We start from the raw sequence: 8717 nt of genomic DNA, 5'->3' as shown, positions 1-8717 counted from the left end.
AGGGCCAGGACGAGGTTATTTGGCATTTGACAAGTGCACGCTGTTGAGTTCTCAAGGATCGGACACACAACCAGCACCACCCCCACAGGAGCAGCAACCAGAAGGCAACCTCACAACCATACCCGATCTCGTCCGCATCTGCCACCCGCCGGCGCCAGGCGCCGGACCGGTGTCCGCGGAGCGGATCGGGTCTCTCATCCGCAGCACATCGAGGATGTTCTGAGATGGGAGTCGTTCGCTGCTTGAGGGGGCGGGGCCTTCCGGCCGCTTCGCTCAACCCTTTGGGGCGAACAGATACGACTCTACACGGTCGCAGCGCACCTCGCAACTCGCGCCGGGTGCCCCGCGCGTCAGGCACCGCGCCTCCCGCCGGGCGCCCCGCGCCAGGCGCCGCACGGACACGACGATGCACCCTCGGCGGGGGGCGCCGAGGGTGCATCGGTGGTGCTGTGGACCACCCGGCCTGGGGTCAGGACTGCGCGGGGCCCCTACGGCGCCGGCGCGTGCTGAGCAGCAGACCGCCGGCCAGAATCACCAGGATGCCGAAGGGCAACAGCGGGAACATCGGGGTTCCACCGGTGAGCGGCAGAACTGGGGTTCCGTCCGTGAGCGGCAGTTCGATGTCCGGCTGGGTCACAGCCACCGTCACGGAAGAGCTCGCCGTACCCGTCTGATCGGGATCGTCGAAGTTCTTCCAGTCCACGGTCGCGGTGTTCGTGACGGCCTTCACCGTCGTCGACGGATCCACCGTCACATGCAGCGTGATGGTGGGCGCCGCGCTGTCGAGCATCAGCGGCCCGAACAGGCTGCAGGTGAGCGTGCCGCCGTAGCCCGCGGCATCCCGACCCGTCACCTGGCAGTCCTGCCACTGCGGGAACGCCGTGGTGGAGGTCGAGATCTGATCGACCTTGACCTCGGCCGGGATCGGGTCGGTGATCGTCACCGGCGAGGCTGCGCCCAAAGCGACGTTCGCCACGTCGATCCGGTAGTCGAACGACCCGCCGGGGGCGGTGTGGGTGACGCTCGCGGTCTTGCCGATCGTCAGGTCGGTGGGCCGCTTGACCGCGCACGCTTCGGTCGACGGCGGGAACGAGACCGTGTAGGTCGTCGTCGGGTTGACGCTCACCGTCACCGTCGAGCCGTACCGCCACGCGTCGGTCGCGACCGTCGCCGGGTCGTACACCAGGCCTGCGAACACCTGACTGCTCGGGAAGGCGAGCGTGCCGTCGGCGTTGTAGTCGGCCGCGGTCAGCGGTCGCCAGCCCGGGAACCCGATGCCGACGCCCTGCGCGTTGACCGCGCCGCCCGGCCACAGGATCGACCCGGAGTCGCCGTCGTGCAACTGACGGCTCACGGATGCCGGGTCTGCCGGCAGATCGGTGACCGGAACCCCGTTCTGTCCGGGCGCGGACGCCGCCCACACCAGACTCACCGGGTCACCGGCGATGTTCTCGGTGGTGCGGATGCTGTAGTGCAGACTCGGCACGTCGGCCGTGCACTGCACCCAGATGTTCGCCTCGACGGCCTTCTGCGGCACGGTCACCGTGGAGCAGTCGTTGGACGCGTCCACATCGTTCGCCACCGCGACGCACGCGGTGTTCTCGATGCTCGACGGCGGGAGCATGTCGGCGGGGCCGGCCACACCGGGATCGACCACCGTCGCCACCCGCACCACCGGGGTGACGAGCACGTGCACGACGATGTCGTCCGACGCGCCCGCTGCCAGCTCGGGGATCGTCACGACGATCCTGCCGCCGGTCACGGTGGCCGTCCACCCGGCGGGCAGCTCGAGCCCGTCGGTGCCTGCCGCCGTGTCGAGTTCGACCAGGCTCGGCAGCGGGTCGGTGACGGTGGCGTCGGTGACGTCCTGGTCACCGTGGTTGGTGACGCGCAGCGTGTACGCGAACCGGCTGGTCGCGCCCGGGTCGTCGTCGACGGGGCCCGCGGTCGACGCGGTCTTGACGATGCCGAGGTCGACCACGTGCACGACGTTGCAGGCCCGGTCGTCGTCGCTGTAGGCGCCCGAGGCGACGGTGGCCGTGTTCCACAGCACGATGCCGTCGGCCTCGGCCGGTGCGCAGCGGGTGGACTCGGCGTGTGCGGCGGCGACATCCACCGTCACCGACACCCGGTACGAGCGGGCGGTGTCGCCGCGCGCGATGTCGGCGGCGGTGAACACGCCCGATGCGATCGTCCACGGGCCGGTGCCGTCCCAGGTCGGCGTCTGCGGGGCCGGTGCGCCGCCGGTCGCGGTGGCGTGCCACGCCTTGTCGCCGGCGAGGGTGACTCCGGTCGGCAGGGCGTCGGGGGTGTCGTTCAGCGTGTAAGCGATGTCGGTGGGCACCGCGTTGTGCGCGGGCACCGCCACGGTCACCAGGTAGCTGACCGTCTGCGTGCCGTCGGCGTTGCGCACGGTGGATGCCGGTGCCTTGCTCACGCTCGGGAACTGCGGCTCGGCGCAGGCCGAGGCATCCTGCGTCTGCCCGCCCGACGTGAGTGCGGCGGTGTTGACGAAGCCGCCGCCGGCCGCGCACCGGGTGGTCTGGCCGTCGATCGCGCTTTGCGCGACCGTGGCGACGACGGTGACCGTGTAGGTGTCGGTCGCGCCCGGCTTGATGGTGCGGTCGTGGGCGAACGTCGCCGTGTCGCCGCTGTAGGTGCCCGAGCTCGCGCCCGACCAGGTGGCGGCGGTGACGTGGATGCCGGCGCCGAAGGCCAGCGTGTCGGTCAGGTCGTACGACGCCGAGAGCCCTGCGGGATTGGCGTCGCCGGTGGGCGCGAGGGTGGCGGTCACGTCGTAGACGATGGTCCACGACCCGTCATCGCCCTGGGTCGCCGAGGTGGCCGTCTTGGCGACCGTCGGGTAGACCCGTTCGGTGACCGGGATGCAGGCCGAGGTGTCGGTGGCGTCGCCGCCGACGGTCATGGTCGCGGTGTTGAAGAACCCGTGGCCCGACCGGCCGGTGCACTGCTCGTTCTGCGCCGAGTAGTCGTCGCCGAGCCGCACCGTCCAGGTGACCGTGTAGGTGTGCACGGCCCCGGCGGGCAGGGCGACGTCGGTGGCGAAGTCGTCGCCCGCGGTGATCGCGACGCCGGTGCCCGAGATCCCCGGGCCGGTCGCGGTGCCGCCGGTGACGGCGACGCCGGCGGCGAAGTGCGGCGTGTCGGACAGCGAGTACACGGTGGCCTTGCCGGCGGTGTTGTCGACGGTGATGTCATAGGTCACCGTCCACTGGTCGGCGTCGTCGGGGTTCTGCACCGCGCTGACGCCGGTCTTGCTCACCGTGGGCCGGGTGGGCGTGTCGCACGCGTCGGCGTCGGCGGTGTGGCCGCCGGCGAGCAGCTGCGCGGTGTTCAGGAATCCGCCGGCGCCGGGCTGGTCGCCCGGCTCGCAGGCGAGCGTGTCGCCCTGCCAAGCCGCAGGCGGCACCGTCGCGGTCACCGTGACCGTGTAGGTGTCGGTGGCGCCGGCCGAGAGCACCCTGCCGGTGGCCAGCGTCGCGGAGTCACCGGTGAACGTGCCCGTGGCAGCTCCCGTGAAGGATGCCGCGACATCGGTGATGTCGCCGCCGAACGCGAGCGTGTCGGTGAGGTCGTAGCGGGCGATCCACGACGACGAGGTGTTCGTCGCGGTCAGGTCGTAGACGACCGTCCACGTGCCGTCGGCCGCCTGCGAGACCGAGGTGACGGTCTTCGCGAGCGCGACGTCTGCGGTGTGCACCGTGGCGCAATCCGACGAGCTGTCGCCGCCGATGCCGTTGCTGACGGTGGCGGTGTTCCAGATGCCCGTGGTGTGGTCGTCGCCGCACACCAGGCTCGCTTCAGAGACCGTGGTGCCGACCGTGACCGTACGGGTGACGGTGTAGGTGTGCGTGGCGCCCGCCGAGATCAGACCCGTCGCCAGCGTGCCCGAGCCGTTCCAGCCGTCGGCCAGGGTCGCGACGTCGCCGGCCGGGACCGCGTCGGGGCCGGACGCCTGCCACGCACCACCGGTGACGCCGGCCGGCAGCGGGGCTGCGGCATCCGTCACCGTGTAGGCGAGGGTGGTGCCGGTGGTGTTGTGCACGTCGACCGTGTAGCCGATCGTCCAGCTGCCGTCGGCGTTCTGGTGCGCGTCCTGCGCGGTCTTGGTGACCGTCGGCGAGCCGGGCTCGGCGCACGCGTGGGCGGTGTCGAGCGGCGTCGTGGCGCCGGTGCGGTACAGCGCGTCGACGTTGCCGAACGCGCCTGCGGTGCCGTCCTGGCACACCAGGCCGGGGTTCGTGGTGGTCTTCTCGAACGCGACGCGCACGGTGACGGTGTAGTGGTGCGGACCGTCGCCGCCGGGCAGGGCCACGTTCGAGGCGATGACCGGCTGGGTGGAACCGTTCCAGTCGGGTCGCGTGGTCACACCGGCCGGAGCGGTGATCTGCGGCGTGCCGGTCACGGTGAAGCCGGCGCCGAAGTCGAACGTGTCGCGCAGGTCGTAGCGCAACTCGACCGTCGGCGACGGGTTGGTCACCGTCAGCCCGTACACCACGGTCCAGGTGCCGTCGGCGTTCTGGGCGACGCTGTCGACGGTCTTGTCGACCGTGCCGGTGGGCGTGCAGACCGAGACTTTCTCGCTCGCACCTTGCTGCGTCTCGCGGATCGACGCGTGGTTGGTGTAGTCGGTGCACTGGCCTGCGGTGCCGCCGTCGAGGGTGAGCGTGTAGGTGTAGGTCTGGGTCGCGCCGAGCTTCGTCCAGGTGTGGGTGCCCAGCTGCGGCAGCGGGTTCGCGGTCGGGTTCGTCATGTCGTCGACCACGGTGACGGTCTTCGACACACCGTCGGTGATGGTCGCGTGGGCGAAGTCGAAGCCCTGCGCCGCGGTCGCGGTGCCGTCACTGCCGGGCAGGCCGCTGGCATCCCAGGTCACCGTGACCTGGTCGGTGCCGGTCGTGGCCGCGGTGGTGCCGTCGGGCATGGTGCAGGTGTACCCCAGCGTCAGGTCGCCGCCGGCCGGTACCGTGCGCGCGGCGCTCTGGATGGTGCAGGTCGCATCGGTGATCGCGTCGGTGACACCGGTGAGCTCAACGGCCGCATCGTTGGGGTTGTGCACGGTGATCGTGCCGGTGACGGCGAACTGGGAGTCCACGGTGGCGCCGTCGGTCACCGTCACGGTGTAGTCGGCGGTCGCCTTGCCGGTGTTCGGGTCGGCGATGAGCCGGGTCGCGGCCGCGGTCTTGTCGATCGAATACGTGTAGTCGCGCACGAAGCTCGGCGCGGCCGTGGTGGTGACGGTCAGGTCGCTGTAGTTGCAGACGGTGACCTTCTGCTCGGCGGTGGTGCCCGGCAGTTGATTCAGGTTCGCGGTGTTCGTGTAGTCGGTGCAGGTGCCGGATGCCGCGGGCAACGTCAGATCGTAGGTGAAGGTCGTCGCCGTGTGCTCGGCGTTCCAGGTGGCGGTGCCCAGGTCGACCGGGTTGTCGGGGTCGGTCTTGTCGTCGACCACGGTGACGGTGTCGTTCACCGGGGTGGTCGTCCACGTCGACGCGGTGATGTCTGCATTGCCGGTCGCCGACGAATTCGCGGTGTGCGCGGCCGTGGCATCCCACGTGACGGTGGCGACGTTCGTCCCGGTCAGGTGCGGCGCGCTGGTGAACGTGCACGAGTAGTGGAAGGTCTTCGAGCCGTTGCCCGGGATGACGACATCCACGCCGTCTGTGACCGTGCACTGCACGCCGCCGCCGATGTCGGGCGCGTCGGTCACCGTTGCGGTGACGTCCCACGCGTTCGGGTTGGCGACGGTGATCGTGCCGCTCATCGCCCACAGCGAGTCGGTGTAGGCGCCGGGCGTGGCGGTGACTGTGTAGTGGAAGGTGGCGGTGCCGTCGTCATTGGCGGTCGCCGTGGTCTTGTCGACCTGCTTGTCGAGCGACCACGCGTAGGTGCGGGTGAGCGACGAGACGACCGTCTTCGACACGGTGAGGTCGGCACCGGCGCAGACCTTGACCGACTGCTTCGCTGTGGTTGCGGCGGAGTCGGACGGTGTCAGCGTGGCGGTGTTGTCGTAGGTGTCGCACTGGCCGGCCGGCACGTCCTTGCCGAAGTCCACCGTGTACGGGAAGGTCGTGGTCTTGTCGATCGTCCGGTCGCCGCCGAACTCGGTGGCCGAGTCACCCACGGTCGCGGTGTCGTCGGTGGTCGTCGGGGTGACCGACGCGAAGTCGTAGCCGGCCGTCGCGGTCGCGCTGCCGGTGGTGCCGGGGAAGTCCGTCTTCGCCCAGGTCACGGTGGCCGTGCTCGTGCCCGTGGAGGTGGCGGCGGTGCTCGCGGGCATCGTGCAGGTGTAGGCGACGTCGATGTGGCCGTTCGCGGGAACCGTCGTCGACCCGGTGATGGTGCAGGTCGCCCCCGGGATCGTGTCGCTGATGCCGGTGAGCGGCACGGCGACGTTGTTCGGGTTGGTCACCGTGATCGTGCCGGCGACCACGAAGTGCGAGTCCTTCGCCGCGGACTTCGTCGCGGTCACCGTGTAGTGGAAGGTCGCGTCGTGCCCGGGAACCACCTCGGCACTGGTCCGGTCGACGTCCTTGCTGATCGTCCAGTCGTAGTCACGGTCGTAGCTCGGCGTGGCCGTCGCGGTGACCGTGAGGTTCTGACGGGGGATGACCTTGTTGACGAACGTGCAACTCATGCTGACGCCCGGCTTGCCCGAGAAGGATGCCGTCGTCCCGCTCCACGAGATGGTGGCCTTCTTGCCGTCGACAAGACAGAGGGTCTTGTCGGTGTCGATCGTGTAGCCGCTCTTGAGGTGCTCCGTGACCGAGATCGTCGGCGTCGCCGTCGCGGTTGCCGTGAACGTCGTGGACGCGAATCCGTTCTGCCCCGACTGCTGGGACGTCGTCACGGAGGCGTCGCCGAGCGTGCCCTGCGTGGTGCTGAGTCCGTAGCTCCACCCGTTCGCGTCGGCCGAGTCGGCGAGGACGGTACCGTCGACGGTCTCGATCTGCTTGTGGATCGTCAGTGCGTTCTGGCAGTTGCCGGTGGCGAGATCCTTGAGCACATCGCCGAAGCCGCCGGCCGTGGCGGTGAAGTAGTCGACGCCGGGGGTGGGACCGGTGACGGATGCGAGGTTGACGGCAGCATCGCCGAGGCCGATGCCGAGACCGACGATGCGTTCCTTGTGTCCGGCGGTCGCCCCGTTCTGGCTCTTGACCTTGTTGGCCGAGAAGATGCCGTTCTCGATGTCTTGGAACGAGGTGTTGCCGCCCGATGTGCTGCTCGTGCCCCAGACGGTGGGGGCGCCGTCGGTGACGAACAGGACCAGATCGAATCCGGCCGGCACCTGAGACAGGCCACGGTCCCAGTTCGTCGCCGAGTTCAGCTGGTTTCCGGCAGGCAGGCCGTTGATGAAGCTGATCAGGGGGGCCGCGCTCGCTGTGGTGGCCGTCGACGTCGAGGCCTGATGTCCTTGGCTGTCATCGGTCGTGCCGAAGGTGTAGATCGCCACGCTCGAGGGCGTGCCGACGAGGGCGTTGACAGCCTCCTTGGCTGCCGACTTCAGGTTCGCCTGCTTATTGTCGTCGCCCATCGACCCCGACTGGTCGAGCACCATGGCGATGGAGATGCCGCACTGCTTCGGTGCTTGCGGGTTCGCCAGCGAGGCGGCGAGCATGTTGCTGAACGTCCCGCCGGCGTCGTCGTAGTTCGTGGTCCCTGTTCCGGGAACCGTGGTGTCGCTGTTGACCGTGTCGGTGCGGAACCGATATGTCGTCTGCGACGGTGTTCCACCGGTCGCCAGCTCCGAGTTGGCAAACCAGCCCGGCGTCGGCACGGCCATGATGGAAATGTTCCACTTGTACCCGGTCGGAAGGCCCGACAGCTTGCACGTGCCGTTCGAATCCGAAAGACACGTCGCGCTGTTGTTGCCCGACGTCGCCGTGACGGTCGCCCCGGCGAGTCCGCTGACGCTGTTGGTCTGTCGGATGCCGCCGACGTTCACCGTGATCGTCACCGTCTTCTTCTCCGAAGCCAACGGAGCCACCGTCACGCCCTTGGATGTCAGCTGCTTGGGCGCGGTCGTGGAGCCGTCGTTCTTCGCGTCGGTCTTGCCGGCGTCGGTGCCGGACGTGTCGTCAGACGCCGGGGTGGATGCCTCGGGCGACGGCTGATCGCCGTTCGCGTCGGACGAGGGCGGGGTGGTGGTATCCGTCTTCGCGTCGGACGTGCCCTTCGCGTCGGTGCTGCCCTTCGCGCCGGACGCGCCCTTCGCGTCGGAGGTGCCCTTTGCGCCGGTGTCGGAAGCCGCCCCGGTGTCGGAACCGGACCCGGCGTCGGAGCTGCCCGCGTCGGTGCCGCCCGATCCGCCGGCCGTGCCGGCGTCGCCGGCGTCGCCGCCCGCGCCCCCGGTTGCCGACGAGCTGCTCGGAGCGGGACTGGGCACCGCATCGTCCGCGAACGCCGGGACATAGCCGACGATCATCATCGCGCCGCTGACCAGCGTCGCCACGATGCCGGCGTACCAGCGATGCCTCAGGACGAGCTTGTGCTCCTGCTCCTGCTGTCGGCGCACGGCCTTACGCGCAGACTTCCCACCAAAATCCCCAGCATGGTTGGACATTTCCCCTGACCCCAGTCTTCAGGAATCGCGGCACGCTGTTGTGTCGCATCGATGCTGCGCACCCGAACGTCGGAGGTTCTCCCCAGATCCTCGAACGACGTGTACCCAGTCCCTGTTTCGGGACCGTACTCCC

1 protein-coding gene is annotated in these 8717 nt (G+C 69.6%); it reads right to left on the bottom strand.

Annotation, left to right across the window (positions count from 1 at the left end; genetic code table 11):
* Nucleotides 1–469: 469 nt before the first annotated feature.
* Nucleotides 470–8536 carry an LPXTG cell wall anchor domain-containing protein gene (locus H577_RS0108810; RefSeq protein ID WP_029145653.1) on the bottom strand — a complete coding sequence of 2689 codons (8067 nt, stop codon included), beginning with the start codon at nucleotides 8534–8536 and terminating at the stop codon, nucleotides 470–472.
* Between the last annotated feature and the right edge of the window lie 181 nt (nucleotides 8537–8717).

This window comes from Microbacterium luticocti DSM 19459 (assembly GCF_000422405.1).
In the GTDB taxonomy this organism is placed as follows: domain Bacteria; phylum Actinomycetota; class Actinomycetes; order Actinomycetales; family Microbacteriaceae; genus Microbacterium; species Microbacterium luticocti.
The sequence above is the reverse complement of the archived record's forward strand: the minus strand, read 5'-3'. Positions and strand labels throughout refer to the sequence as shown.